We start from the raw sequence: 26332 nt of genomic DNA, 5'->3' as shown, positions 1-26332 counted from the left end.
CCCCGTGGGACAACCTATGGCGCGGCCGCTCGCAATCCCGGGGTATTAACACGCCCTTCCACGGGATTTAACGAGCGGCCGCGATGTTTTCGGCCAAGTGGGGCCGGATTTACGTGATTCAGGAGCCGTACTTAATTCAGGAGCTGTAGGTGATCGTCGGCGCGGAGACGGCGAAGGTGTCCGTGGAGGCGCCGACCCCGGCCGTGAAGCCGACCAGCACCTTGTTGGGCAGCGTCACCGCCTCGTCGAGCTCCTGGACGCCGTCGACCGAGACCACGAGATGGCTCGCGGCCGTCACCTGGATATCGATCGTGTGGGTCGCCCCCTGCAACGCCGGGATATTCGTGGTGTAGCCGAGGGTGCTGAAACCGGTGGTGCCGGAACTTGTCGTGGCCACTCCCAGATCCGGTGAGCTTCCCGCGCCGAAGTTCGAGAACACCGCCAATCCGGCCACCGTCGCGTCGAGACCGGTGGCGCCCAGTCCGCTGCCGTCGTGGCCGAGGGACGAGGTGCTCATCGTGGCGGCGTTCAGCAGGGCGAAGGTCATGCCGTCGCCGGTCTGGGTGCCGGTGGAGCTGATCGACTCGGTGAACCTGGCGTGCAGGCCGATCGGGTTGACCGCGGTGGCGTTGACGACGTCGCCCTTGGACGAGTGCATCCCGTCCGTGGTCAGCGCCACGACGCCGCCGGACTGGCTCGCCACGCCGTTCAGGTGCCAGCTCGCGTCGGTGAAGCCGGGCAGCGTGCCGCCGGTCCCGCCCGGCTGGCCGGTGCCCGCGAGCGAGACGGTGACGGTGCCGCTGGTGGTGGTGACCGCGAAGGAGCTGTTCTGGGCGCCCGTCAGGGTCGGCGCGAAGGTGACCGGGACGGTGACGGACGAGCCCGGGGCGACGGCCGTGCCGACCGCCGGCAGGGTCGCGCCGAAGGGTGCGGCCGGTGCCGTGACGGCGGTGACGGTCTCGGTGCCGGTGCCGTTGTTCATCAGCGTCACCGACTGGCTGCCGGTGCTGCCGACGGTCGCCGCGCCGAACGCGACCGCGCTCGGCGTGGCCGTCAGGATCTGCGGTCCGGTGGTGGCCGCGGCCGGCGGGGTGATGGTGATGTTCGAGATGGCGTGCACGTCGGTGCTGGCGCCGGTGCCGGCGGTGAACCCGACGTAGGCGTTGCTGGGCAGTACCCCGGCGGCCGGGACGTAGTCGAGCAGCGCGGTGCCGTCGACGCCGACCTTGACGTGCCCGCCGGCCGTGGTGACGGTCACCGCGTGGCTCCCGGTCTCCAGCGAGGTGGGGACCTTGGCCCAGGCCAGGTAGGTGAGGTTGTCGGCGCCCGAGCCGGGGCCCTGGGCGATGCCGACGAAGTTGCCCATCCCGGCGGTGCCGTTCCAGCTGCTGGAGAGCACCACGGCCAGGCCCGGCAGCTTGGAGAAGCCCATGCCGCCGCCGGCGACGCCGGTGCCGGTGTCGGTGCCCTTGGTGGCGTCCACCAGCGCGTAGGTGGCGCCGTCACCGCCGGTGCCGCCGCTGAAGGTCGAGGTGAACGAGGCGGTCAGGCCGTCGGTCCGGACGGCGCCGGTGTAGAACGCGGAGCCGGACTGCTGGGTGGTGGCCGGGGTGAGCGTGATCGCGCCCGCGGAGAGCGTCGCGGAGCCGTTGGCCTGCCAACTCGTCGGCGGCTGCGGCAGGGTGGCGAGTCCGGTGCCGGACAGCTGGACGTACAGGTCGCCCTGGCCGGTGTTGCCGGTGATCTCGTAGCTGTCGCTGAGCGCGCCCGCGGTGGTCGGCGAGAAGACCACGGGCACCTGGACCGACTGGTCGGGGCCGAGCACCTGGCCCTCGGCGATGGCGTTCGGGCTGGAGAAGGTGCCGACCGGCGCCTTGGCCTTGTTGAGGGTGACCGGGATGTTGCCGTCGTTGGTGACGGTGAAGCTCAGCTGCGGCGAGGTCGTACCGACGGGCACGGAGCCGAAGCTGAGCGAGGCCGGGGTGATCGTCAGATGCCCCTGCCCGGTCACCGAGGTGCCGCTGAGCGGCACCGTGAAGGTGCCCGAGGTGGAGGTGACCGAGAGCTGGTCGGTGGAGCTGCCGGCCGTCGTCGGGTCGTAGGTGACGGACTCGGTGAACGAGCCGCCTGCCGGGACCACGGTGCCGGCGGCCGGTGCGCCCGTCACGCTCCACGGCGCGGACGGCGCTCCCGTCGCGGAGACGGTCTCGCTGCCGGTGCCGGTGTTGGTGAACTGGACGGACGTCGAGATCGGCACGCCGGTCGGCTGGCCGGTGAAGCTCACGGTGGCCGGGGCGGTGGCGAAGCCCGCCTTGACGCCGGTGGCGCTGACCGAGAAGCCCACCGTGCCCTGGTCGGTGGCGATGTTGACGATGCCGGTGGTGGCTCCCGCCACGGTCGGGGTGAAGGTGACCGGGACGGTGAGCGTGCCGCCGGTCGCGAGCGCGTCGGGCAGCGTCGGCGCGGTCACCGCGAACGGCGCCGAGGTGGTGACGCCGGTGACGTTCAGCGCGCGCGAGGCGGTGACGGTGAGCGTCCCGCTGCCGTTCGCGCCGACGTTGACCTGGCCGATGGAGACGGGCTGGCCGGTCAGCACCGAGGTGGCCGGGCGGCCGAAGGCCAGCACGTGGCCGTCGCGGGAGCCGATGTAGACGCGGCCGCCGCTGGTGGCGGGCGTGGCGAACTTGGAAGCGACGCCGTAGGGCGCGGACCACAGCATGCTGAGCGAGCCGTCCGCGTTCGGGGTGCCGTTGTAGGCGTACAGGGTGGCGCCGTTGCCGTACATGTCGTTGGCCTTGGAGACCCACACCACCGAGCTGCCGGCGGTGGTGCCGGTGGAGGTGACGACGGGTGAACCCTCGTTGAGGTAGCCGAAGTTGATCGACCCCTGGCCGACCAGGGCGAGCGCCGGGTTGCCGCTGCCGTCGACGCCGAGGTGGAACGCCTGCAGCGGGCCGCCGTTGCTGGAGTAGTAGACGTAGCCGCCGCCCCCGCCCCAGAACGCCGGGTGGCAGTAGCAGCCGGTGTAGGGGCCGAGCGTCTGCACGTTCGCGTCCCCGCCGCCGCTGCCCTGCGCCATGCCGCCGAGGTTGTCGCGGTTGAGCAGGAAGATCCGGCCGTCCTTGCCCTCGGTGACGGCGAGGTGCGGGATCGCGGTGGTGCCGTAGCCGTCCGGGACGGCCATGACGCCCCCGGAGCCGAGGTCGCGGTCGTTCTGGTCCAGATAGGCCGCGTTGGAGGGGGCGAAGAAGTCGTTCGCCTTCAGCGAGCCGTTGCTCTGCACGGTCAGCGAGATCACCGACTCGGACATGGTGGCCGGCGGGCTGGAGCCCGGGCCGACGGGCGGCGAGACGCCGTTGCCGGTGGAGAACTCGATGTGGCCCTGCGCGTCCGCGACCAGACCGCCGCCGGAGGCCCAGATGCCGCCGCCCTGGTTGGCGGCACCGGTCTCGTCGGCCCACATCGCGGTCTGCTGGCCGGAGGTGTTGACGCCGACGACGAAACCGCGCCAGTTGCCGTGGTCGCAGACCGAGCCGAAGCCGGCGTAGACCACGCCGTTCAGCAGCAGCAGGCCGGGCCGCTGGCCTTCCTGGACGGGGGTGAAGACGGTGGAGGGGTCGTTGCTCGGGGAGCCGGAGATGACGACCGGGAAGCCGGGCTTCTCGTTGCCGGTGGCCGGGTCCACGGCGTGCATCTTGTAGACCGGTGCGTCGTGGTACTGGCCGCCGTCCTCCTTGGAGACCAGGTAGACGTAGCCGGAGGCCGGGTCGTAGACGGGGGTGCCGGTGATGCCGATGTACGGGGCGAGGTCACCGCAGGACCAGGTGGCGCCCGGGGTGGTCACCCCGGAGGCGGGCCACGGCGCGCCGTAGGCGTCGGTCCACCTGATCGCGCCGCTGACCGGGTCGAGACCGTAGACGTGGTTGGTCTCGGTCGCGACGACCAGTGTGTTGCCGACGACCACGGGCTGCGCGTAGACCTGCCCGTCGACGGCGGTGGAGAACTGCTGGCCGAAGTCGGAGGAGGAGACCTGCGCGGGCGTCAGGCCCGGCTCGTTCTGGTCCCATCCGGTGCGGTAGGTGTCCTGGGACACGGTGGTCTCGTCGGCGTGTGCGGTCACGGCGGCGCCGGAGAGCAGACCTGCGGCCAATGAGAAGGCAGCCACTATTTTGGGCAGCGCGGAACGTACGGACATCTCTGACGAAGTCCCCCCTCGTCCGGTTGGCGCGGAATGCGCGGGGTCAGCATTCCAACCGCTGTGCGCGAACCGAGGGGGATTGCGCCAGAATATACGCGCCGTTCACAGGAAACTCCCCGGAATCTTGTGTTCCGGGGAGTAATGTCCTGATTCGCTACTTCTGGTAGAGCGCCTCGACCTCGTCGGCGAAGTCCTTCATCACCACGCCGCGCTTGAGCTTCAGCGACGGCGTCAGGTGGCCGGAGTCCTCCGACAGCACCGTGTCGATGACGCGGAACTTCTTGACCGCCTCGGCGTGCGAGACCGCCGCGTTGCCGTCGTCCACCGCGGACTGCACGGCCGCCAGCAGGTCGGCGTCGGCCATCAGGTCGGAGACGGTGGCGCCCTCCGGCTTGCCGTGGAGCTTCTTCCACGCGGGGAAGAACTCCTCGTCCACGGTGATCAGCGCGGCCACGAACGGGCGGCGGTCGCCGACCACCATGCACTCGCCGATCAGCGGGTGCGCCCGGATCCGGTCCTCGATCACGGCCGGGGCGACGTTCTTGCCGCCGGCGGTGACGATGATCTCCTTCTTGCGCCCGGTGATCCGCAGGTAGCCGTCCTCGTCCAGCTCGCCGATGTCGCCGGTGGCGAACCAGCCGTCGTGCAGCGCCTCGGCGGTGGCCTCCGGGTTCTCCCAGTAGCCGGTGAAGACCTGCGGGCCCTTGAGCAGGATCTCGCCGTCGTCGCCGATCCGGGCCGCGGAGCCCGGCAGCGGCTGGCCGACCGTGCCGATCTTCGGCTTGTCGTGCGGGTTGAAGGCGGTGGCCGCGCAGGTCTCCGTCAGCCCGTAGCCCTCCAGCACCGTGAAGCCGATGCCCCGGTAGAAGTGGCCCAGCCGCTCGCCCAGCGGTGCGCCGCCGGAGATGGCATGGGTGGCCCGGCCGCCCAGCGCGTTGCGCAGCTTGCTGTAGACCAGCGCGTCGAACAGCCGGTGGCGCAGCTTCAGGCCGAGCGAGGCGCCGCCGGGGGTGTCCAGTGCGCGGCTGTAGGCGATGGCCGTGTCCGCGGCCCGGTCGAAGATCTTGCCCTTGCCCTCGGCCTGCGCCTTGGCGCGGGCGGAGTTGAAGACCTTCTCGAAGACGCGCGGCACGCCGAGGATCAGCGTCGGGCGGAACGAGGCCAGCTCGGCGGTGACCTCCTTGATGTCCGGGACGTGGCCGATCCGGATCGGCGCCATCGCGGCGGCGATCTCCGCGATCCGGCCCAGCACGTGCGCCTGCGGGAGGAAGAGCAGTACCGAGGAGTGGCCCGGCCGGAACAGCGGCTCCAGGCGCTGGGTGATGTTGCCGAGCTCCGCCATGAAGTTGGCGTGGGTCAGCATGCAGCCCTTGGGGCGGCCGGTGGTGCCGGAGGTGTAGACGATCGTCGCGACCGTGTCCGGGCCCAGGGTGGCCCGGCGCTCCTCGATCGCCTCGTCGGCGACGTCCGCGCCGGCTGCGACCAGCTCGTCCAGGCCGCCGGCCTCCAACTGCCAGACCTGCTTCAGCTGCGGCAGCCGCTCGCGCACCTCGGCGATGACGGCCTCGTGCCGCGGCAGCTCGGCGACGCAGGCGACCGCGCCGGAGTTGCCGAGGATCCACTCGACCTGCTCGGCCGAGGAGGTCTCGTAGACGGGGACGGTGATCGCGCCCGCGCACCAGATGGCGAAGTCCAGCAGGGTCCACTCGTAGCGGGTGCGCGCCATCAGTCCGACCCGGTCGCCCGCGGCGACGCCGGAGGCGATCAGGCCCTTGGCCGCGGCTCGCACCTCGGCGAGGAACTGCTCGGCGGTGCGGTCCTGCCAGGCGCCGTCCACCTTGCGCGCGACGAGCGGCAGGTCGGCGTGGGCCTGCGCGTTGGCGTGGATGAGATCGGTGAGGTTTCCGCCGCTCGGCACCACGTACAGGGCCGGAAGGCTGAACTCGCGCAAAGCTTGCTCCTCGATCGTCTGGCTGCCACGGCGACGCTGCTGGGACGCCAGGACGTTACTAGCGGGTAGCACCAGGGGGATAGATGTAGAAGCCAGGTGTTCCCAGGGTCACACTCGCTGACCAGCGTAGTGGGCCTAGGGTGGGGCCCATGCGGGTCCATGTGGTCAGCGACGTGCACGGCAACAGCGAGGCGCTGGCGCGCGCCGGGGAGGGCGCCGACGCGCTGGTCTGTCTCGGGGATCTGATCCTCTTCCTCGACTACGCCGACCACAGCCGGGGCATCTTCCCCGATCTGTTCGGCGCGGAGAACGCCACCCGGCTGGTGCGGATGCGCACCGAGCGCCGCTTCGAGGAGGCCCGCGCCTTCTCCGCCGAGCTGTGGGCGGGCGTCGGCATGGACCGCGCCGAGGCCATCGAGGGCGCCGTGCGCCGCCAGTACGCGGAGCTGTTCGCCGCCTTCCCCGCGCCGACCTACGCCACCTACGGCAACGTGGACCTGCCGCGGCTGTGGCCGGAGTTCGCCCGCGCCGGGGTGACCGTGCTGGACGGGCAGACCGTGGAGATCGGCGGCCTCACCTTCGGCTTCGTCGGCGGCGGGCTGCCGAGCCCGATGCGCACGCCGTTCGAGGTGAGCGATGAGGAGTACGCCGCCAAGGTCGCCGCGCTCGGTCCGGTCGACGTGCTGTGCACCCACATCCCGCCCGCCGTCCCCGAGCTCACCTACGACACCGTGGCCCGCCGTTTCGAGCGCGGCAGCGAGGCGGTGCTGGCGGCGATCCGGGAGACCCGGCCCGCGTACGCCCTGTTCGGTCACGTGCACCAGCCGCTGGCCCGGCGGATGCGGATCGGCCGTACCGAGTGCGTCAACGTCGGCCACTTCAACGCGACCGGACGGCCCTGGGTGCTGGACATCTGAGGTGCCGGACATCTGATCGCAGCCCGCAGGCGTGGACGCGATAGCCTCTTCGCGGCAGCAGTACGAGGTATGCAGTCCCAGGCAGCATGAGGGCGAGAGGCGGAGGCCACCCGATGGCGGAGCACACCAGGTCGAGCACCACGATCGAGGCCGACCCTGCCGCGATCATGGCGGTGATCGCGGACTTCTCCGCGTACCCGGTGTGGACCGGTGAGGTCAAGGAGGTCGAGGTCCTGGCCGAGACCGGGGACGGCCGCGCGGAGGAGGTGCGCCTGGTGCTGGACGCCGGCGCGATCAAGGACGAGCACGTCCTCGCCTACACCTGGGACGGCGACCGCAAGGTCAGCTGGACCCTGGTCAAGAGCCAGATGCTCAAGTCGCTCGACGGCTCCTACACGCTGACCCCGGCCGGCACGCGGACCGAGGTCACCTACCAGCTCGCCGTGGACGTCAAGATCCCGATGCTGGGCATGATCAAGCGCAAGGCCGAGAAGGTCATCATCGACCGCGCGCTGGCCGGACTGAAGAAGCGCGTCGAGGGCCTCGCCGCCTGATGCCCATGCCCCGGCTCGTCCTCGTCAGCGGCCCGGGCGGGGCCGGTCGCACCACCCTCGCGGCCGCGACCGCCGCCCTGGCCGCGGAGTCGGGGGAACGGGTGCTGCTCGTCGCCGCCGACGACCCCTTCCGTGACGCGGACGCGCTGCTCGACCAGCGGCTGGGCGCCGAGCCTGCGCGGATCGGATCGGCCCCCGGGCTGTTCGCGATGCGGCTGGACGTGGAGACCTCCTTCCGTGCGGCCGGCATGCGGCTGATGGAGCGGGCCAAGCCGCTGTTCGACTTCCTGGGTGTCGAGCCGCTGGACGCCGACGAGCTCACCGCGCTTCCCGGCGCGCGCGAACTGGCCCTGCTGGAGCTGCTGCGCGCACTGCCGGGAACGGACCGCCACGACCTCGTCGTCGTCGACGCGCCGCCGGTCGCCCAACTGCTCTCCACCCTCGCGCTCCCGACGCAGGTCGACGCCTACCTGGCCCGGCTGCTGCCGGACGAGCGGCAGGCCGCCCGCGCGCTGCGTCCCGTCCTGGCCGGGTTGGCCGGGGTGCCGATGCCCTCGCAGTGGCTCTTCGAAGCCCGCGCCTGGGCCTCGGGTGAGCTGGCCGGGGTCCGCGCCGCGCTCGAGGCACCCGGCACCACGCTGCGTCTGGTGGTCCCGCCCGCGCGTGGCCCGCGCGCCCGCGCGGGGCAGCGGCGGATCCGCGCCGCGTTGGCCCTGCAGCAGCTGCCGCTGGAGTCGGTGCTGGTCAACCGCGCGGACGCGGCACCGGCCGGGGCCGAGGCGCTCGACGGCTGGGACGTGCCGGTGCACCTGGTGCCGGACCTCGGGCGGGAGCCCGAACGCGGCGACCTGACCGGGCTCACCGAACCCGGCGCCCTCGCCACCTGGCCCGAGGGGCCGGTCCGGGCCGCCCGCAAGGCCACCGCCTGGGGGGTGGAGGACCGCCTCGACACGCCCGACGGCGTGCTGGTCTGGCACATCCCGCTGCCCGGCGCCGAACGCGGCGACCTCGACCTGCTGCGCCGAGGCGACGAGCTCGTCCTCGGTGTCGCCGGGCACCGCCGTGCCGTCCCCCTTCCCTCCGCGCTGCGACGCTGCACCGTCGCTGGCGCGGCCCTGCGCGACGGTGAGCTGACCGTGCGATTCGCACCCGACCCGTCCCTGTGGCCCGCCCCCCTCAGGTAGCGTCGAAGGCGTAGACGCCGACGAGGGGAGTGGACATGAGCAGCGCCGAGGAGAACGACGGGCGCGGTGGCGACGTGTGGGCGGAGGCGGTCGCCGATCAGGAGCGGACCGCGGCCCCGGTCGAGGCGGAGCACACCACGGAGCCCACCCCGGTGGCGGAGCCCGGGGCGGTCGATGAGACTGGGACCGCAGGCGCGGCCGGCGACGGCAAGGAGTCCCCGTTCGGCGCGGAGCTTCCCTTCGGCCAGGAACTGGGCCCGCTCGTCGACGAGGTGCGCCGGTTCGCGTCGGCGGTGAGCGAGAAGGTGACCTCCCTCAGCTCCGGCGCCGGCGACCCGATGGAGGTGTTGCAGAACCTGGCTGCACCGCTGCGCAGCTCCAATCCCGCCGTGTACGGCCATCTGCTGGCGGCGGGGGGCGAGCTGATCGCGGCGTACCGGGCTGCGGTTTCAGCCTCCGAACGCCGATGGGCGGCCCCGAAGAAGGACGGCACCGAACACATCGACCTGGACTAGACCTCATGCGGTCCGGGTGAGGCAGATCCGAGAGATTTGTTTTCGACTTATGAAGTCTGCCCGGAACACTCTCGCCTTCCTGTCTTCGGCTAATGTACGGTACCGCCCAGCGGGGATTCACCGAAGACTGAGGGACACATGGGACTCACCATCGGCGTCGACGTCGGCGGCACCAAGATCGCGGCTGGGGTCGTGGACGAGAACGGGGCGATCCTGGCGCGCACCCGCGTGCCCACGCCCGCCGATCCGCAGTGGGCCGTCGGGGCCATCGCGGACGCGATCAAGGAGCTGCGCGAGCAGCACGACGTCGTCGCCGTCGGCGTCGGCGCCCCCGGTTACATCGACCGGGACCGGTCGACGGTGCTGATGGCGCCGAACATCGACTGGGAGAACGAGCCGCTCAAGACCCGCATCGAGGACCTGGTCCACCTGCCGACGGTGGTGGAGAACGACGCCAACGCGGCCGCCTGGGGCGAGTTCCGGTTCGGGGCCGCGGCCAGCCACCAGGACATGATCATGGTGACGGTGGGCACCGGCATCGGGGGCGGCATCGTCATCGAGGGCCGGATGCACCGTGGAAGTTTCGGCGTGGCCGGCGAGATCGGCCACCTGAACATGGTCCCGGACGGCCTTCTCTGCGGCTGCGGCTCCAAGGGCTGCTGGGAGCAGTACGGCTCCGGCCGCGCGCTGCGCCGCTACGGTCGCGAGGCCGCCGCGGCCGATCCCGCCCGCGGCGCCCGCCTGCTCGAGCTGAACGAGGGCGTCGCCGAGACGATCACCGGCAGCCAGATCACCCAGGCCGCCCAGGAGGGCGACCCGATGGCCCTGGACGTCTACGACGAGCTCGCCGACTGGCTCGGCCGGGGCCTGGCCGACCTCGCCTCCCTCTTCGACCCCGCCGTCTTCGTCCTCGGCGGCGGCGTCTCGGACTCCGGCCACCTGCTGCTCGACCCGGTCGCCAAGGCCTTCGAGAAGTACATCGTGGGCGGCGTCCACCGCCCCCGCGCCGAGGTCGTCCTCGCCACCATCGGCTCCGCCGCCGGCATCATCGGCGCCGCGGACCTCGCCCGCTTCTGATCCCCCGCAATCCCCGCGCACTTCTTCACACGACGCGCCCGTGCCGCTCCCCGGCACGGGCGCTCATCCTTTGTCAGACTCGAAGCATGGATGCCCTCGTGGGACAGAAGTGGGACCTTCCGGAGTCGGGCCCGCAGGCGGACGGCTCCGAGATCGTCCGGGTCGTCAGCTACAACATCCGCAGCCTGCGCGACGACCGCACGGCGGTGGTCCGGGTGCTACGGGCGCTGCGGCCCGACCTGGTGTGCATCCAGGAGTCCCCGCGCTTCTGGTTCCCCCGCCCCCAGGCCGCGTGGCTGGCCCGCCAGGCCGGACTGATGGTCCTCAGCGGCGGCAAGTCGGCCTCCGGCCCGCTCCTCCTGGGCCGCCTGCGGGCGGTGCCGCTCTCCACCCACGACATCTGGCTGCCCCGCCGCCCCGACCTCCACCAGCGCGGCTTCGCCACCACCGTGCTCCGCCTGGGCGCGGCCGCGCCCTTCTCGGTGACGAGCTGTCATCTGTCCCTGGACGCCGACGAACGCCACGAACAGTTCCAGCTCCTGCTGGACCACCTCGACGGCCTGGGCGTCGCCCACTCGGTCGTCGGCGGCGACTTCAACGAACACCCGGGCGAACGGGGTTGGGACCTTCTCGCGAGCCGCCTCCGGGACGGTTGGGCGACACGCCCGTGGGGCGACGAGTACAGCAGCGTGCCGAAGAACCCGCACCAACGCATCGACGGCGTCTTCGCCACCCGCGGCATCGAGGTCCTCGCCTGCGGCGTCGCGGGCGAGGGCTTCCCGGGACTACGGGCGAAGGACCTGCTCCTGGCGACGGATCATCTACCCGTGGTGGGCGTCCTACGGATCCCCGCTCAGGGGCGCGAGGAACTGCACGAGTAACCCCCCGGTGCGGATGGCCCTGTTACGGGGGACCATCCGCACGCCGGTGGCTTGTCGCGCAGTTCCTCGCGCCCCTGAGGTCGCTGCAACTGGCTGTCAGACCACAGCTCCGTGGTTCGGGTCGTCGTCCTGGTCCTCGGGGTCGGGATCCCGCATGCGGAAGACCAGCGTCGCGACCGCGCCCGCGACCGCGCAGACGCCGAGGAACGTGGCCATGCCGGGCAGCTCGCCGATCTCGCCGAGGACGATCAGGGCGATGCCGACCACCAGCGCCAGCAGCGACAGCTTCGTCGCGGCCTGCGCCTGCGGCAGCGGTGGCGGCTCCGGAGGGGTGAAGTGCTCGTCGTCCGGGTCCTCCTCGGGCGTCCACGCCCGCGGGTCGACCGGCGGGACCGCGCGCACCACCGGGAGGGCGCGGATCACCGGTCGCGGACGCGCCTGCGGCGCGAGATCGGCGACGTCCTCCGCTTCCGGCCAGCTGCGGTCGCCCTCGGCGACCGGCTCGTCGAATCCGGCGACCAGCTCCGCGAAGAGCTCGTCGTCGGAACGGCTCGGCTCGGACTGCGGCTGCGACTCGGGCTGGGACTGCTCGGGGCGCTCCACGCCCTCCGGCTCGGTCATCGCCCTCAGCCCTTCGTCGCGGGGACGGTCAGGCGACGGACGAAGTCCATGCTCCCGTCGAAGATCAGTTCGGCGTCCCAGTCCAGGGTGGCCACGTGGCGGCTGCGCTCCAGCAGCCGTTCCTCGACGTCCTTGGAGCCGACGCGCTCCAGCAGCATCCGGCCGCTGTCGGGGGAGACCACGTTGTCCTGCGGGCTGCGGAAGAGCAGCAGCGGCTGCGTCACCGACGGCAGCTGCGACTGGACGATCTTCGTCAGCTGCTTCATCGAGTGCGCCGCGTGCAGGGGCGTGCGGGTGTAGCCGCCCTCGTCGACGCCGGGCTTGGCGATGTCGCTGGTGATGCCGGGGAAGCTGGGCACCAGGTGGCGGACGACCGGCAGCGCCACGTGGGCCTGTCCGGGCATCCTGACCAGCGGGTTCACCAGCACCAGGCCGCTGATGCCGGCCCCGCGCTCCGCGGCGAGGTGCAGGGAGAGCAGGCCGCCCATGGAGAGGCCGAAGACGAAGACCTGGTCGCACTCCTCGGCCAGGCTCAGGTACTCGCGTTCGATCGTCGCGTACCAGTCCGGCCACCGGGTGGTGTTGAGGTCCTTCCAGTGCGTGCCGTGCCCCGGCAGCAGCGGAAGGGAGACGCTGTAACCCTCGGCCGCGGCCCGCTCGGCCCACGGGCGCATCGAGTTGGGCGACCCGGTGAAGCCGTGGCAGACCAGGATTCCCACCGGCCCGCCGTGGTGGCGGTACGGTTCGGCGCCGGGCAGCAGCGGCATGTCGTGGTCCTTCCGGGCCATGGGCCAAGTGGGGGCGAAACGGAAGCCCCAGTCAACGTCATCGTCGCATGTCGGCAACGCGCCCGTACAGCTTCCTGTTCCCGACCCCTACGCGGTGGAGGGAGATTGCCGCGAAGCCGACTAAGGTTCTCGGTGGTCAGGTGAGTATGGAGGTCAGGGTTGTTCTACCGGCTGATGAAGATGATCGTCGCCCCGATGCTGAAGGTCTTCTTCCGTCCGTGGGTCGAGGGCATGGAGAACATCCCCGAGGAGGGGCCGGCCATCCTGGCCAGCAACCACCTCTCCTTCTCCGACTCGTTCTTCCTGCCTGCGCTGATCCCGAGGCGGCGGGTCACCTTCATCGCCAAGTCCGAGTACTTCACCGGGACGGGGATCAAGGGAAAGTTGACGGCGGCCTTCTTCAAGGGCGTCGGCCAGCTCCCGGTCGACCGCTCGGGGGTGCGCGGGGCCGGTGAGGCGGCGATCCAGAGCGGCATCGCGGTGATCGAGCGCGGGGAGCTCTTCGGCGTCTACCCCGAGGGCACCCGCTCGCCCGACGGGCGTCTCTACCGCGGCAAGGTCGGCGGCGTGGCCCGTATCGCGCTGGCCACCGGCGCGCCGGTGATCCCGGTCGCGATGATCGACACCGAGAAGCTCCAGCCTCCCGGCCAGGTGCTGCCGAAGTTCGGCGTCCGTCCGGGCATCCGGATCGGCCGCCCGATGGACTTCTCGCGGTACCAGGGCATGGAGAACGACCGCTTCATCCTGCGTTCGGTCACCGACGAGGTGATGTACGAGATCATGCGCCTCTCCGGCCAGGAGTACGTGGACGTCTACGCCACGGCCGCCAAGCGCGCGATGCAGGACGCCAAGAAGGCGGAGAAGCAGGCGGCGAAGCAGGCCGAACAGGCTGCCCAGGCCGCCCAGCACAAGGACCAGAAGGACCAGAAGGACCAGTAGGACCAGTAGGTCAGCAGGAGGGGACCGTGGGGGGAAAGCCGAGGAGTGTCGCCGTCGGCGGCTCGTTCTCCGTCGAACAGCCGCTGTGGATCGCGATCAGCGCCTTCCGCGTGCTGACGCTGCTCTACGCGATCGGCCGCTACGCCGAGCACGAGCAGCACTACACCAACCAGCTCGGCGCATGGATCTACATGGGCGTGCTGTCGGCCTGGACCCTCGGCACGGTCAGGGTGTTCTGGTCCAAGGAGACCTGCACCCGCCGCTGGCTGGTCGTCGACCTCGCGCTGATCGTCCTCGGCATCCTGCTGACCCGCGCCTTCGACGCGCCGCACTGGGTCGCCGGCGGGGACGTCACCCTGCCCACGATCCGGGCGGCCAGCGCGGTGCTCGGCTTCGCCGTCTACGGCGGCTGGCTGCCGGCGGCCTTCGCCGGGGTCGTGGTCGGCGTCGCGAACGTGATCGAGGCGGGCAAGCTCGACTCCTCGAACCTGCACAACATCGTGCTGCTGCTGCTCGCGGGTGTGGCCATCGGCTTCGTCATAGACCTGGCCCGCAAGAGTGAGGAGACGCTGGCCCGCGCCCTGGAGATCCAGGCCGCGACGCGCGAGCGCGAACGGCTGGCCAGGGACATCCACGACGGCGTGCTCCAGGTGCTGAGCCTGGTCAGTCGGCGCGGCGCGGAGCTCGGCGGGGAGGCGGCGGAGATCGCCGCGCTGGCCGGGGAGCAGGAGGTGGCGCTGCGCCGGCTGATCGCGAGTGGGCTGAGTGCGCCGGACGGGCCCGCGCCCGGTGGCACGGGCACCGCGGCCGCCGTGGACCCGACGACTCCGCAGGATCTGCGGGCCCTGCTCGCTCCGCTCTCCGACTCCCGCGTGAGCCTCGCCCAGCCCGGCACCGAGGTGCTGTTGCCGTACGCCGCGGCGGGCGAGCTGGCGGCGGCCGTCGGTGCCGCGTTGGACAATGTCCGTCGGCACGTCGGCGAGCAGGCCCAGGCCTGGATCCTGGTCGAGGACGAGCCGGACCAGGTGGTCGTCAGCGTCCGCGACGAGGGCCCCGGGTTCGACCCGGCCCGGCTGGCCGAGGCCGAGCGCGAGGGCAGGCTCGGGGTGTCGCAGTCGATCCGCGGCCGCCTGCGTGATCTGGGCGGCAGCGCCGAGTTCTTCTCCGCCGCCGGTCAGGGCACCGAGGTGGAGCTGCGGGTGCCGAAGCAGCGTCAGCACGGCAGTCAGCACAGCGGTCAGCGGGAGGGGAAGCGATGAGCGAGGCGAGCGCCGCCGAGGCGGGTGTCGGTGCCGACGTGCGGGTGATGGTGGTCGACGACCATCCGATGTGGCGCGAGGCGGTGGCCCGGGACCTCGCCGACGCCGGCTTCGACGTGGTGGCCACGGCGGGCGACGCCCGCGAGGCCGTGCAGCGCGGCCGGGCGAGCCGGCCGGGCGTCGTGGTGCTGGACCTGAACCTGCCCGACAAGCCGGGCGTCGAGGTCTGCCGTCAGTTGATGGCGGCCGAGCCGGCGCCGCGCGTCCTGGTGCTGTCCGCGAGCGGGGAGCACGGGGACGTGCTGGAAGCGGTCAAGTCGGGCGCGATCGGCTACCTGGTCAAGTCCGCGAGCCGCGAGGAGCTGATCGACGCGGTGCGCCGCACCGCCGCCGGGGACGCGGTCTTCACCCCCGGCCTGGCGGGCCTGGTGCTGGGCGAGTTCCGCCGCCTCGCGGCCGAGCCCGCTCCGGCGGGCCAGGACCGCTCCAGCGCCCCGAAGCTGACGGACCGCGAGACGGAGGTCCTGCGCCTGGTGGCCAAGGGCCTGCCGTACAAGGCGATCGCCGACCGGTTGGTCCTCTCGCCGCGCACCGTGCAGAACCACGTCCAGAACACCCTGGGCAAGCTCCAGCTGCACAACCGGGTGGAGCTGGTGCGCTACGCCATCGCGGCGGGGCTGGACGAGGACGAGCAGCAGCAGCGGTAGCAGGACGCGGTAACGGGAGCAGGCCGCTCAGGCGCGTGTGAAGGTGGCGCTGACGGTGACCGTCGTCAGGCCCTTCAGCATGCCCATCCTGTTCCAGCCCAGGCCGAAGCGGTCCCGGTCGACGACGGTCTCCACGGCGACGGTGACGCCCTGGTCCGTCCGGCCGGTGACGGTGCCGCTGAGGGTCAGCGGCTCGGTGACGCCGTGGACGGTCAGTCGGCCGGCTATCTCCACGGTGCCGTCGCTCTGCGCCTTGGCCTCGTCGGCGGTGAAGACCAGCTCGGGGAAGCGCTCGGTGTCGAAGAAGTCGGCGGAGCGCAGGTGGGCGTCGCGCTTGGCGTGGCCGGTGTCGAGCGACGCCGCGGTCATCGTGAGCGTCCCGGAGGCGGAGCCGCCGTCGGTGGGGACCTCCCCGAGGCCGGCCACCTCGGTGAAGCGACCCTTGACGGTGACCAGACCCCAGATCGTCCTGTGCTGGATACGTACCTCGGAGGTGCCGGGGTCGAGCTGGTAGCGCCCGGAAGGCAGGGAGACGGACATGACGGAGAGACCTCTCGCTGGATAGCTAGCCACATATTAAGTAGCTGGTTAGACATTAGCTCGCGTTGCTACTCTGGGGCAAGAGCGGGTCGATTCGTACGAAAGGTCGGGGGATGGCCGAGAACTGTCCGGACACGGCGGACCTGGAACTGCTGGAGCAGTGGAACATCCTGCAGTCCGGCTTCCGGCGGCTGACCGACCAGCTGCTGGCGGACGTCCAGGCGAAGGCGGGCCTCACGCCCTCGGAGTTCCAGGTGCTCTGGTTCCTGCTGACCTCGCCGGAGCAGACCGCGCCCATGAACCAGCTCGCCGCCACCCTGAACTTCACCACCGCCGGCACCACCAAGGTCGCCGACCGGCTGACGGACGCGGAGCTGCTGCAGCGTCAGCCGAGCGCCGCGGACCGCCGCGTGGTCCTCGCCTCGCTGACGGCCAAGGGCCAGCGGGTCGCCATGGACGCCGCGCTGGCCCTGGCCGGGGCGCTGCGGGAGCGGGTGGTCAGCCGTGTGGGCCTGGAGACCTTCGCCTCGACCGCCGGCTGCGTGCGTGAACTGGACCCGAACCCCGGGCAGACCTGCCGCCCCTGACGGCAGGCCCCGAACGGGTCGTCAGGCCGTCTGCGGCACCAGCCGGCCCAGCGCCTCGCGGACGATCGCGAGCCCGTCGAGCGTCAGCACCGACTCCGGGTGGAACTGGAGCCCGGCGAAGCCGGGGCCGCGCAGGGCGTGCACGTCGCCGGTCAGCGCGTCGCGGGCGACCTCCACGCCGCGCTCGGCGAGCCGGAGCGCCGCCTCGTCGTCGCAGCGGGCGGTGAAGGTGTTGTAGAAGCCGACCGTCCGCTCCTGCCCGAACAGGGCGATCCGCTCCTGCGCGCCCTGGTACGGGGTGTCCTTGCGGTGCAGCGGCAGACCCAGTGCCTGGCTCAGCAACTGGTGGCTCAGGCACACGGCCAGGAACCCGTGCGGGTGGCCGGTGGCGAGCAGCGAGGCGACCAGCTCCCGCACGGTGTTCATCTTCGGGTCGTCCGCCGCCGGGTCGCCCGGGCCGGGACCGAGCACCAGCGGGCCCGCGTGCGCCGCCACGGCCTGCGCGAGACCTGGCGTGTCCCAACGCCGCACGGTCACCCGGTGGCCGAGCGAGCGCAGCAGGTGGGCGAGCATCGAGGTGAAGGTGTCCTCACAGTCGACGACCAGGCAGTCCAGCCCGTCGCCGGCCGCGGCCTGCTCCTTCGTCTGCATCCGCAGCCAGAACGGCGAGAGGTTCTTGCGGCGCGCGTTCAACGCGGCCTGCACGCGGTGGTTCTCGCCGAGCAGCGGGGCCCCGCCGCCGCCCCGGGGCGCGCGGGCCGGGACCGCGCCGATCGCCGCGAGCACGCCGGCCGCCTTGGCGTGGGTCTCGGCCACCTCGGAGTCCGGGTCGGAGTGCCGCACCAGCGTCGCGCCGACGCGCACGGCCAGCCGTCCCGTCGCCGGGTCGATGTCCGCGGTGCGGATGAGGATGGGGGAGTCCAGGGTCTGCGCGCCGCCCCCGGTCCGGCCGATCAGGGCGAGGGCGCCGGAGTAGTAACCGCGCCCGGTGGCCTCGTGGCGGGAGATCACCCGGGTCGCGTTCTCGACGGGGCTGCCGGTCACGGTCGCGGCGAACATCGTCTCCCGCAGCACCTCCCGCACGTCCAGCGAGGTGCGGCCGCGCAGCTCGTACTCGGTGTGGGCGAGGTGGGCCATCTCCTTCAGCCGCGGGCCGAGGACCTGGCCGCCCAGGTCGCCGACCTGGCACATCATCTTCAGCTCCTCGTCCACGACCATGGTGAGCTCCTCCAGCTCCTTGGGGTCGTGCAGGAAGTCGAGCAGCGAGTCGAGGGTCGGGCCCGCGGCGGGGTAGCGGTAGGTGCCGGAGATCGGGTTCATCACCACCGTCCCGCCCGCCTGCCGCACGTGCACCTCCGGGCTGGCCCCGACCAGGCAGAACCCTGACTGCTCGCCTCCGGCAGGACCGTCCCCGGCGTACACCAGGAACGTCCAGTAGGCACCGCGCTCCTGCTCCAGCAGGCGGCGGAAGAGGGTGAGCGCGAGGGCGGGGGAGAAGTCGGTGAGCGTCGCGGTGAAGTCGCGGCGGATGACGAAGTTGGCGCCCTCGCCGCGGCCGATCTCCTCGTCGATGACCCGGCGCACGATCGCGGCGTAGGCGGAGTCGTCCACGTCGAAGCGGCCGTCCTGGAGGTCGACCGGCCGCTGCGGCAGGGCCGTGCGCAGCTCGGCCAGCGGCAGCCGGTAGGACTCGCGGACCTTCAGGGCGCGCAGCGGCGTGCCGTCGTCGCGGGCCTCGAAGCCGCGCTCGCGGATCTGCCGGTAGGGGACCAGCGCCAGCAGGTCGTGCTCGGGCCGCCCGGAGGCCGGGGCGCCTGCCGGGAGCGGCAGCTCGGCCAGCGTCTCGTAGGTGCCCACCTCGCCGATCAGCAGTTCCACGGTGTCCGGGGCCAGGCGGGGCGTGCGGCGGTGCAGCAGGGCGAAGGGCTCGCCCGCCTCGGTGAGCCGGGCGACGAGGGCGGACACGTCGGTCGCGGCGTTCACGGCGTTCGCGGGGTTCACGGTGGGCCTTCCGGGAGGTCGGGGTCGGGTGACCGCACTCGGGGAGGCCGCGTGAGACGCGAACGGCCGCCCCGAGGGGCGGCCGCTGGAGTCTGCGTGGGTACGCGAGCTAGTGGGCCGCCTCGGGGACGGTCCACCACCAGGAGTAGGCGTGCTGCTGCGCGTTCACGAGGACGAGCGTAGCGGAAGCCGGCGCCGGAGGGGATGCGTCCACCACGTGTCTCAGCAATCGGGCGCTGCGCCCATTTCGTCCGCGTGACCACGTAGCCTTGCAGCGTGACCGTGAACGTTGACACCACCGCCCAGGACTTCTCCTGGCTGTCCCTTCCCGCGGCGCAGCAGCCCGAATGGCCGGATTCCGAGGCTCTGCGCAAGGTTCTTGCCGAGCTCGCCTCGTATCCCCCGCTCGTCTTCGCAGGCGAGTGCGACCAGCTGCGTGCCCGCCTGGGGGCTGTCGCGCGGGGTGAGGCGTTCCTGCTGCAGGGCGGCGACTGCGCCGAGGCCTTCGACGCCGTCTCCGCGGACCACATCCGCAACAAGCTCAAGACGCTGCTGCAGATGGCCGTCGTGCTGACCTACGCCGCCTCCGTGCCGGTGGTGAAGGTCGGCCGCATCGCCGGGCAGTACTCCAAGCCGCGCTCGAAGTCGACCGAGACCCGTGACGGGGTGACGCTGCCCGTCTACCGGGGCGACTCCGTCAACGGCTTCGACTTCACCCCCGAGTCCCGGATCCCGGACCCGGAGCGGCTCAAGCGGATGTACCACGCCTCGTCCTCGACGCTGAACCTGGTCCGCGCCTTCACCACCGGTGGCTACGCGGACCTGCGCCAGGTGCACGCGTGGAACCAGGACTTCGTGCGCAACTCGCCCTCCGGCCAGCGCTACGAGCGCCTGGCCAAGGAGATCGACAACGCGCTCGCCTTCATGAACGCCTGCGGGGTGGACCCGGAGGAGTTCAAGACGGTCGAGTTCTACTCCTCGCACGAGGCCTTGGTGCTGGACTACGAGACGGCGCTGACCCGCACCGACTCGCGCACCGGCGACCTGTACGACGTCTCCGGCCACATGGTGTGGATCGGTGAGCGGACCCGGCAGCTGGACCACGCGCACATCGAGTTCGCCTCGAAGATCCGCAACCCGCTGGGCGTGAAGCTCGGCCCGACGACCTCCGTGGACGACGCGCTGGAGCTGATCGACCGGCTGGACCCGGACCGCGAGCCGGGCCGGCTGTCGTTCATCACCCGGATGGGTGCGGGCAAGGTCCGCGACCTGCTGCCGAACCTGGTCGAGAAGGTCACCGCGTCCGGCGCGCAGGTGGCCTGGATCTGCGACCCGATGCACGGCAACACCTTCGAGGCCTCCAGCGGCCACAAGACCCGCAACTTCGACGACGTCCTGGACGAGGTCAAGGGCTTCTTCGAGGTGCACCGGGCGCTGGGCACCCACCCCGGCGGCATCCACGTCGAGCTCACCGGCGACGACGTGACGGAGTGCGTGGGCGGTGGCGACGAGGTCTTCGTCGACGACCTGCACCAGCGCTACGAGACCGCCTGCGACCCGCGCCTCAACCGCAGCCAGTCGCTGGACCTGGCGTTCCTCGTGGCGGAGATGCTGCGCTGACCGTCCGGCTCCGGGTGTGATGAAGGCCCCTTCGGTTTCGGCCGAAGGGGCCTTTCCACATCCGCGAGCCTCTGAGTAAGGTAAGCCTTAGCTCATCTCCCAAGCCTTGGAGGGCCCAGGATGTACGTGTGCCTGTGCCACGGCGTCACCGAGGACCGGGTCCGTCAGGAGATAGCGGAGGGCGCGAAGACCCCCCGCCAGGTCGCCAAGGGCTGCAAGGCCGGCACCGACTGCGGCTCCTGCGTGCGCCGCATCCAGGCGCTGCTGGGCCACGAGGGCGCGCGCCCGTGCCCGACAGCCCGCCTCGCCGCCAAGCTCGGCCTGCCGCACCCGGCGACGGCCGAGGCCGCGTAGTCAGCTCTCCGGCTGCTCGATGAGCTGCGCGAGGTAGAGCGGCTCGCCGAGCTTCTCCAGCAGCTCGAGCTGGGTGTCGAGGTAGTCGATGTGGTGCTCCTCGTCCGCGAGGATCGACTCGAAGATGTTGGCCGAGGTGACGTCCCCCTTGGCGCGCATCACCACGACGCCGCGGCGCAGCCGGTCGATGGCCTCGACCTCGATCTGCCGGTCCGCCTCGAACATCTCCTTGACCGTCTGCCCGATGCGCAGGTGGAACAGACGCTGGTAGTTGGGCAGCCCCTCCAGGAAGAGGATCCGGTCGGTCAGTACCTCGGCGTGCTTCATCTCGTCGATGGACTCCGAGCGGGTGAACTTCGCGAGCTTCGTCCAGCCGAAGTTCTCCTGCATCTTCGCGTGCAGGAAGTATTGGTTGATGGCGGTCAGCTCGGCCGTCAGCTGCTCGTTCAGGAACTCGATGACCTCGGGGTCGCCCTGCATGGGTCCCGCCCTCTTTCTGCCGTTTCGTCCGGTTCTGAGGCATCGTTCCACTCCGGACGTCGCGAATCCAGCAAGGTCACACTCAGCCGACCCGTGGCGTTTGCGGCTCTGTGCATCTGTCACCATTGAGCCATGGGTCGGTCCGAAAACGAGCAGGCTGCAGCCTCAGAGGCCCGGGGGCTACCTCCGGGCCAGCGCCTGCAACGCGGCTGGCCGGTGCTCCACTACGGACCGATCCCGCGCTTCAAGCCGGCCACCTGGGAGCTCCAGGTCTTCGGCGCCACCGCGGACGGCGAGAAGCACAGCTGGACCTTCGAGGAGTTCACGACGCTGCCGCGGACCGAGGTCACCGGCGACTTCCACTGCGTGACCCGGTTCAGCATGCTCGGCAACCGCTGGGGCGGCGTCTCCACGGCCACGCTGCTGGAGCTGGTCCCACCGGCACCGGAGGTCACCCACGTCATGGTCTGGGCCGAGTACGGCTTCAGCTCCAACCTCCGCCTTGCCGACTTCGCCGACCCGTCGACCCTGCTCGCCACCCATCGCGACGGCGACCCCCTCACCGTCGAGCACGGCTTCCCGGTCCGCCTCGTCGTCCCGCACCTGTACGCGTGGAAGGGCCCCAAGTGGGTCCGCGCGGTGGAGTACATGACCGCCGACCGCCGCGGCTTCTGGGAGGAACGCGGCTACCACAACCTCGGCGACCCCTGGCGCGAGCAGCGCTACACCTACCAGGAGTCCCCGGGCGACGGCCCGGAGCCCTAGACGGCGGCGCCCGGCACGACGGTGGCCCTGCGGTCGCGCAGCACACCGATCAGGGCGGTCACCGCGAGTCCGGCCGCGAACGTGAGCGCGCTGGGCACGTAGTCGGTGAGGTGGACCTGCGCGTCGGCGCCGGAGACCCGGCTGCCCACCTGGGCTATGGGCAGCATGCTGAGTGCCAGCAGCGGGACCCACCAGCGGAAGCGGACCGTGCGCTCGAGCAGCCACGCCCGAACCAGCGAGCCGGTCCAGAAGGCGAGCAGGAGGAAGAGGAAGACGGCGGGCACCAGCTGCCCGATGTCGTACCCGACCCAGCCCTGGCCCTTGCCGAGGTCGTCGGAGAGCTGTGCACAGGTCCCGACCAGGGGGATCACCATCACCAGCGTCGCGGCGGCCTGCCACGTCCCGGAGCGGCGGAAGCGGTAGCGCCGTCGCGGCGGCGAGGCCAGCCGCGAGGACTCCGGGGTGCACAGCTCCCACCAAGCGGTGACGTGAGCGAACTGCGCAAGCAGCTCCGGCGTCGCCGAGGACGCGTTCGTGACGAGCGTGGGCAGCATCGGTCGGCGCCCGTTGGTGCGCAGCACCCGGACACTCTTCACCCCGGGGAAGGCGCGGTACTCGTTCAGGTAGACCGAGCGGACCTGGGACCAGGGGATGAGCCGACCCCGGCCGAGGTACCAGCGGATGCGGATGCCCTCCTGGCCCACCCGCGTCCAGGCCGTCCACTTCGTCACCACGCTGGCACCGGCCGGCACGAGCAAGGCCACGCCGATCCAGAACGCGGTGTCGACGCGCCGGACCGTCAGAAGCCGGTAGGCGATCAGTGCCAGTGCGGGGCTGAACCGCCACCACAGGAGTCGACGCGAGGCAGCACCCTCGCGGAACCAGAGCTCTTCCACGCCGCAGGACTGTAGGCCCTCGAACACCCGTCTGTCAGTTCGGTTCTGGATATCCGTTTGCCGAGGTGGGAGCGGGTCGGGAAGTATCCCGACATGGAACACGGCGCCGAAGAGATCCTCACCCACGAGCGTGTCGTCCTCACCCGGTGGCGGGGGGACCAGCTCGACGAGCTGACCCTGCTCGTCGACGGGGCGCTGGAGCGGCTGAAGCCGTTCATGCCCTGGGCGCGCACGCACTCACGCGAGGGCATCGCGAGCTATCTCGCGCAGGCCGACGCGGACTGGGCCTCCGGGGCCGCCTACAACTACGCGATCCGGGAGGGTGCCGTCGACGCGCCGGTGCTCGGGTCCTGTTCGATGATGGCGCGGATCGGCGAGGGCGGCTGGGAGATCGGCTACTGGATCCACCAGGGCGGCGGTGGGCGCGGGCTGGTCACCATGGCGGCGGCCGCGCTCACCCGGCAGGCGTTCGCGCTGCCCGGGACCACGCGGGTGGAGATCCACCACGATGCGCTCAACCACGCCAGTGGCGCGGTCCCGGCGCGGCTCGGCTTCGCCGAGGTGGAACGGCGGGCGGATCCGGAGCCGGGCCGGGAGACGGTGGTGTGGCGGATGGAGTGTCAGGCCGCCGCGGACAGCAGCGGCTGAGGCGCGGGCGGCCGGTGTCGTCGCCGGAGCCACACCCCGACGGCCGGGCCGAGCGCGAGCAGGACCAGGCCGGGCGCGTACTGACCGAACGTCAGCGCCGTCGGCACCGCGTCGACCTGACGGGAGACGGCGACGGCCCGGGCGCCGAGCGGCAGCGCGGCGGAGCCGAAGGCGATCGCGTCGGCGACGGTCGGCGGTACCTCCACGCGCGGCGAGCGGTGCGCCCGTGTCCGTCCGGCTCAGCCGAGCGAGAAGCCCGAGCCCGGCCAGGGCCCTGGGGCCTCGCCGACGAGCTTGTCCACCGTCTCCGTGCGCGCGAGAGCGAAGCCGCGCGCGTGGTAGTTGCGCAGCGCCGCCGGGCCGTCGAGCGAGCACGTCTCTACGATCACCTTGCGCGTGGCCGGGAGTGCCGGGTGACGCTCGGCCAGGTCCCAGGCGCGGCGCAGGCCGAGGTCGAGGAGATGGCCGCCGAGGCCGCGGCCGATGAACGCGGGCAGCAGGCCGAAGTACACGACCTCGACCACGCCCTCGTCGTGCGGCGCCAGCTGCACGTAGCCGGCGGGGGAGCCGCCGACCCAGGCCACCCAGGTCTCCGTGCCCTCGACCGCGAGCCACTTCTCCCAGTCGGCGTGGCTCCAGCCGAGCCGGTCGGTCCAGTTCCAGACCCCGCCGACGGCGGTGTAGAGGAACCGGGCGAACTCGGGGCCGATCGCCTCGGCCCGCACCACGGCCAGGTCCAGCCCGGCCGGGGCCGGCACGGGCTCGCCCGGCAGGACGGAGGCGGACGGCTGCTCCAGGTGCCAGATCGTCACCGCGGTAACCGGAGACATCAGTAGACCCAGATGGTGACGGTGCTGCCCAGGGCGGCCTGGCCGTTGCCGCCCGGGTTCTGGCTGTGCACGGTCGGCGTGCCGAACAGCGAGAAGCCCAGCGAACGGACCTTGAACCCGGCCTGCTTGAGCTTGCGCTGCGCGTCCTTCTCGCTGAGGCCGGTGACGTCGGGGACGGTGGCCTGCTGCTGGCCCTTGGAGATCGTCAGGGTCACCGTGACGCCCTGCTGGGACTGGCCCGCGGGCGGGCTCATCGAGGCGACGGTGCCCGCGTCCTGGTCGGAGAAGACCTGGTCGGGGGCGATCCTGACCTGGAAGCCCGCCTGCTGCAGGTCCGAGGTGGCCTGGTCGATGCTCTCGCCGGTGACGTCCGGCAGGTCGACCGGCTGCGGACCGGAGCTGATGATCAGGTTGACCGGCGTGTTCGCCGCCACCTGGGTGCCGGCCGCCGGGTCGGTGCCGACGACGGACCCGGCCGGGATCGTCGCGTCACCCTGCTGCTGTCGGCTGCCGACCGCGAGCCCGGCCTGCTGCAGCGCCTTGATCGCGTCGTCGACGGACTTGCCGGCCAGCGTCGGCACGGTCGGACGCTGCGCGCCCTTCGACACGTCCACGGTGACCGTCGCGTCCTTGCGCACGTGCGCGCCCGGGCCGGGGTCGGTGCCGATGACCGAGCCCTTCGGCACCGTCGCCGAGAAGTCCTGCGTGACCTGGACGGTGAAGCCGGCGTGCTGCAGCGTCTGCATCGCCGTCTGCTGCGGCTCGCCCAGCACCCCCGGCACGCTGGTGTACAGGCCGCCGTTGAGCGCCCAGGTCAGCCCGGCGAGCAGGACCGCCAGCACCAGGACCACACCGGTCGGCAGCACCCAGCGCGGCCGGCCGCCCCGGCGACGGCGCACGACGGGCGGCCGCTCCGGCTCCTCGTGGCGCGGCATCACGAAGTCGGCGGGCAGCTCCCGCAGCAGCGCCGGGTCCATGATCGAGGTCCGCTCGACCGGCGGCAGCACGGTCGTCGGCGAACCCTGCGGGCCCGGCGTGCCGGGCTCGGCGTCCAGCTGTGCGGGTGTCAGCCCGCGGCGGATGTGCTGCAGCGCGGCCAGCAGCTCGACCGCGTCGGCCGGGCGGCGGCTCGCGTCGCGCGAGGTCGAGGCGAGCGTGATCGCGTCCAGCTGCTCGGCCAGCCCGGGCACGCGCTCCGACGGCGGCGGCACGTCCGTGCTCAGGTGCTGGTAGATGACGTGCATCGGGCTCTCGCCGGTGTGCGGCTTGGCCCCCGTCAGCATCTCGTAGAGCAGCACGCCGCACGCGTACACGTCGGTGCGCGGATCGGCCGCGCCGCGCTCGATCTGCTCGGGCGCGAGGTAGGAGACGGTGCCCATGACCTGCTGCGTGGTCGCCGCGGTCTGCCCGTTGACGGCGCGGACCAGCCCGAAGTCGGCGACCTTGACGCGGCCGTCCTCGGTCAGCAGCACGTTCTCCGGCTTCACGTCCCGGTGCACCAGACCCGCCCGGTGCGCGGCGCCGAGCGCGGCCAGCACCGGCTCCAGGATGTCCAGCGCGGTGCGCGGGCTCAGCGCGCCACGGTCGCGCAGGAGGTCGCGCAGGGTCCACCCGGGCACGTACTCCATGGCCAGGAAGACCACGGGCGGCGCGGCGGTGTGGTCCTCGCCCTGGTCGAAGACGCCGACGACGTTCGGGTGCGAGAGCTTCGCGACGGCCTTGGCCTCGCGGATGAAACGCTCGACGAACTCCGGGTCGGCGGCGAAGCCGGGGTGCATCACCTTGAGGGCGACGACCCGGTCCAGGCGGGTGTCCACGCCCCGGTAGACCGTGGCCATGCCGCCCACGGCGATCCGCTGCTCGACCCGGTACCGGCCGTCGAGCACGCGCCCGATAAGGGGGTCCTGCAGCGTTACGTCCACCCTGAGGAGTGTAGGGGGACGCGGAACCTCCGCCTGCGCCTCCACCCGATCCGTCGCAGAAGTGTGACGGCGGCGTCAGAAGAGCGCAGGTCAGAAGG

At 71.8% G+C, this 26332-nt stretch carries 25 protein-coding genes; 14 read left to right on the top strand and 11 right to left on the bottom strand.

Translation table 11 applies throughout. The features are described 5' to 3' along the window. Nucleotides 1–136 precede the first annotated feature (136 nt). Nucleotides 137–4195 (bottom strand): beta strand repeat-containing protein, encoded by a 4059-nt coding sequence (locus tag BMY61_RS23370; protein WP_143094480.1) that lies wholly within the window; start codon nt 4193–4195, stop codon nt 137–139. 157 nt (nt 4196–4352) lie between these two features. Beyond that, nucleotides 4353–6149: an AMP-dependent synthetase/ligase gene (locus BMY61_RS23365; protein WP_042456184.1), complete on the bottom strand. Its 1797-nt coding sequence runs from the start codon at nt 6147–6149 to the stop codon at nt 4353–4355. A gap of 149 nt (nt 6150–6298) precedes the next feature. Between BMY61_RS23365 and BMY61_RS23360 the strand changes: the two genes are divergently transcribed. The 6 genes from BMY61_RS23360 (at nt 6299) to BMY61_RS23335 (ending at nt 11277) form a co-directional block, all read left to right on the top strand. Further along, nucleotides 6299–7066, top strand: coding sequence for a metallophosphoesterase family protein (locus BMY61_RS23360; protein ID WP_042456186.1), 768 nt, complete (start codon nt 6299–6301; stop codon nt 7064–7066). 113 nt (nt 7067–7179) lie between these two features. Then, nucleotides 7180–7620, top strand: a complete 441-nt coding sequence (locus BMY61_RS23355) for an SRPBCC family protein (RefSeq protein WP_042456188.1) — start codon at nt 7180–7182, stop codon at nt 7618–7620. Between the two features lie 5 nt (nt 7621–7625). Further along, a complete protein-coding gene (locus tag BMY61_RS23350; protein ID WP_042456317.1) occupies nt 7626–8804 on the top strand; it encodes an ArsA family ATPase in 1179 nt (392 codons plus the stop codon). A 35-nt stretch (nt 8805–8839) separates the two neighbouring features. Further along, a complete protein-coding gene (locus BMY61_RS23345; protein ID WP_052439272.1) occupies nt 8840–9319 on the top strand; it encodes a DUF5304 family protein in 480 nt (159 codons plus the stop codon). Nucleotides 9320–9457: 138 nt separating this feature from the next. After that, the gene (locus BMY61_RS23340) at nt 9458–10396 is read left to right on the top strand and encodes an ROK family glucokinase (RefSeq protein WP_042456193.1); all 939 of its coding nucleotides are present in this window, start codon (nt 9458–9460) and stop codon (nt 10394–10396) included. Nucleotides 10397–10482: 86 nt separating this feature from the next. Next, nucleotides 10483–11277, top strand: coding sequence for an endonuclease/exonuclease/phosphatase family protein (locus tag BMY61_RS23335; protein ID WP_042456195.1), 795 nt, complete (start codon nt 10483–10485; stop codon nt 11275–11277). A 96-nt stretch (nt 11278–11373) separates the two neighbouring features. Here BMY61_RS23335 and BMY61_RS23330 read toward each other — a convergent pair whose 3' ends face one another. Both BMY61_RS23330 and BMY61_RS23325 read right to left on the bottom strand, forming a co-directional pair. Continuing rightward, nucleotides 11374–11898, bottom strand: coding sequence for a hypothetical protein (locus BMY61_RS23330; protein WP_052439273.1), 525 nt, complete (start codon nt 11896–11898; stop codon nt 11374–11376). A 5-nt stretch (nt 11899–11903) separates the two neighbouring features. Continuing rightward, nucleotides 11904–12665, bottom strand: coding sequence for an alpha/beta hydrolase (locus BMY61_RS23325; RefSeq protein WP_042456327.1), 762 nt, complete (start codon nt 12663–12665; stop codon nt 11904–11906). 195 nt (nt 12666–12860) lie between these two features. On the opposite strand from BMY61_RS23325, the gene BMY61_RS23320 reads away from it, so the two are divergent. The 3 genes from BMY61_RS23320 to BMY61_RS23310 are packed head-to-tail and all read left to right on the top strand — an operon-like array spanning nt 12861 to nt 15591. Then, nucleotides 12861–13625: a lysophospholipid acyltransferase family protein gene (locus tag BMY61_RS23320; RefSeq protein WP_042456329.1), complete on the top strand. Its 765-nt coding sequence runs from the start codon at nt 12861–12863 to the stop codon at nt 13623–13625. A gap of 26 nt (nt 13626–13651) precedes the next feature. Next, on the top strand, nt 13652–14884 hold the full coding sequence (gene macS, locus BMY61_RS23315) for a MacS family sensor histidine kinase (protein ID WP_042456197.1): 1233 nt from the start codon (nt 13652–13654) through the stop codon (nt 14882–14884). Further along, entirely contained in the window at nt 14881–15591 is a 711-nt protein-coding gene (locus BMY61_RS23310; protein WP_042456199.1) for a response regulator, read from the top strand. The genes macS and BMY61_RS23310 overlap by 4 nt, the downstream gene beginning before the upstream one ends. A gap of 27 nt (nt 15592–15618) precedes the next feature. Here BMY61_RS23310 and BMY61_RS23305 read toward each other — a convergent pair whose 3' ends face one another. Beyond that, complete coding sequence (locus BMY61_RS23305; protein WP_042456201.1) at nt 15619–16131, bottom strand: YceI family protein; 513 nt, start codon at nt 16129–16131, stop codon at nt 15619–15621. Nucleotides 16132–16244: 113 nt separating this feature from the next. Between BMY61_RS23305 and BMY61_RS23300 the strand changes: the two genes are divergently transcribed. Continuing rightward, entirely contained in the window at nt 16245–16718 is a 474-nt protein-coding gene (locus tag BMY61_RS23300; RefSeq protein ID WP_052439274.1) for a MarR family winged helix-turn-helix transcriptional regulator, read from the top strand. Nucleotides 16719–16739: 21 nt separating this feature from the next. Here BMY61_RS23300 and BMY61_RS23295 read toward each other — a convergent pair whose 3' ends face one another. Beyond that, nucleotides 16740–18719, bottom strand: coding sequence for an anthranilate synthase family protein (locus BMY61_RS23295; protein WP_177240386.1), 1980 nt, complete (start codon nt 18717–18719; stop codon nt 16740–16742). 276 nt (nt 18720–18995) lie between these two features. On the opposite strand from BMY61_RS23295, the gene BMY61_RS23290 reads away from it, so the two are divergent. Together BMY61_RS23290 and BMY61_RS23285 are read left to right on the top strand one after the other, a co-directional pair. Continuing rightward, complete coding sequence (locus BMY61_RS23290) at nt 18996–20339, top strand: class II 3-deoxy-7-phosphoheptulonate synthase (protein WP_042456203.1); 1344 nt, start codon at nt 18996–18998, stop codon at nt 20337–20339. A gap of 120 nt (nt 20340–20459) precedes the next feature. Next, nucleotides 20460–20693: a (2Fe-2S)-binding protein gene (locus tag BMY61_RS23285; RefSeq protein WP_042456205.1), complete on the top strand. Its 234-nt coding sequence runs from the start codon at nt 20460–20462 to the stop codon at nt 20691–20693. On the opposite strand, the gene bfr is transcribed toward BMY61_RS23285, so the two are convergent. Further along, on the bottom strand, nt 20694–21173 hold the full coding sequence (bfr, locus tag BMY61_RS23280; RefSeq protein WP_042456207.1) for a bacterioferritin: 480 nt from the start codon (nt 21171–21173) through the stop codon (nt 20694–20696). Nucleotides 21174–21305: 132 nt separating this feature from the next. Here bfr and BMY61_RS23275 point away from each other — a divergent pair, with 132 nt between their 5' ends. Next, nucleotides 21306–21938, top strand: a complete 633-nt coding sequence (locus BMY61_RS23275; RefSeq protein ID WP_042456209.1) for a sulfite oxidase-like oxidoreductase — start codon at nt 21306–21308, stop codon at nt 21936–21938. Here the strand turns inward: BMY61_RS23275 and BMY61_RS23270 are convergent. After that, complete coding sequence (locus BMY61_RS23270) at nt 21935–22834, bottom strand: hypothetical protein (RefSeq protein WP_143094479.1); 900 nt, start codon at nt 22832–22834, stop codon at nt 21935–21937. The two genes, BMY61_RS23275 and BMY61_RS23270, sit on opposite strands and share 4 nt — an antisense overlap. Before the next feature lie 93 nt (nt 22835–22927). On the opposite strand from BMY61_RS23270, the gene BMY61_RS23265 reads away from it, so the two are divergent. Further along, entirely contained in the window at nt 22928–23482 is a 555-nt protein-coding gene (locus tag BMY61_RS23265; protein ID WP_042456213.1) for a GNAT family N-acetyltransferase, read from the top strand. Here the strand turns inward: BMY61_RS23265 and BMY61_RS23260 are convergent. The 3 genes from BMY61_RS23260 to pknB are packed head-to-tail and all read right to left on the bottom strand — an operon-like array spanning nt 23455 to nt 26234. Further along, complete coding sequence (locus tag BMY61_RS23260; protein WP_042456215.1) at nt 23455–23688, bottom strand: hypothetical protein; 234 nt, start codon at nt 23686–23688, stop codon at nt 23455–23457. The genes BMY61_RS23265 and BMY61_RS23260 overlap by 28 nt on opposite strands. A gap of 33 nt (nt 23689–23721) precedes the next feature. Beyond that, nucleotides 23722–24294 carry a GNAT family N-acetyltransferase gene (locus BMY61_RS23255; RefSeq protein ID WP_042456217.1) on the bottom strand — a complete coding sequence of 191 codons (573 nt, stop codon included), beginning with the start codon at nt 24292–24294 and terminating at the stop codon, nt 23722–23724. Between the two features lie 17 nt (nt 24295–24311). Continuing rightward, nucleotides 24312–26234: a Stk1 family PASTA domain-containing Ser/Thr kinase gene (gene pknB, locus BMY61_RS23250; RefSeq protein ID WP_075004028.1), complete on the bottom strand. Its 1923-nt coding sequence runs from the start codon at nt 26232–26234 to the stop codon at nt 24312–24314. Nucleotides 26235–26332 lie beyond the last annotated feature (98 nt).

It is taken from the genome of Streptacidiphilus jiangxiensis (assembly GCF_900109465.1).
Lineage (GTDB): Bacteria > Actinomycetota > Actinomycetes > Streptomycetales > Streptomycetaceae > Streptacidiphilus > Streptacidiphilus jiangxiensis.
This window is presented reverse-complemented; position numbering and strand designations above follow the sequence as displayed.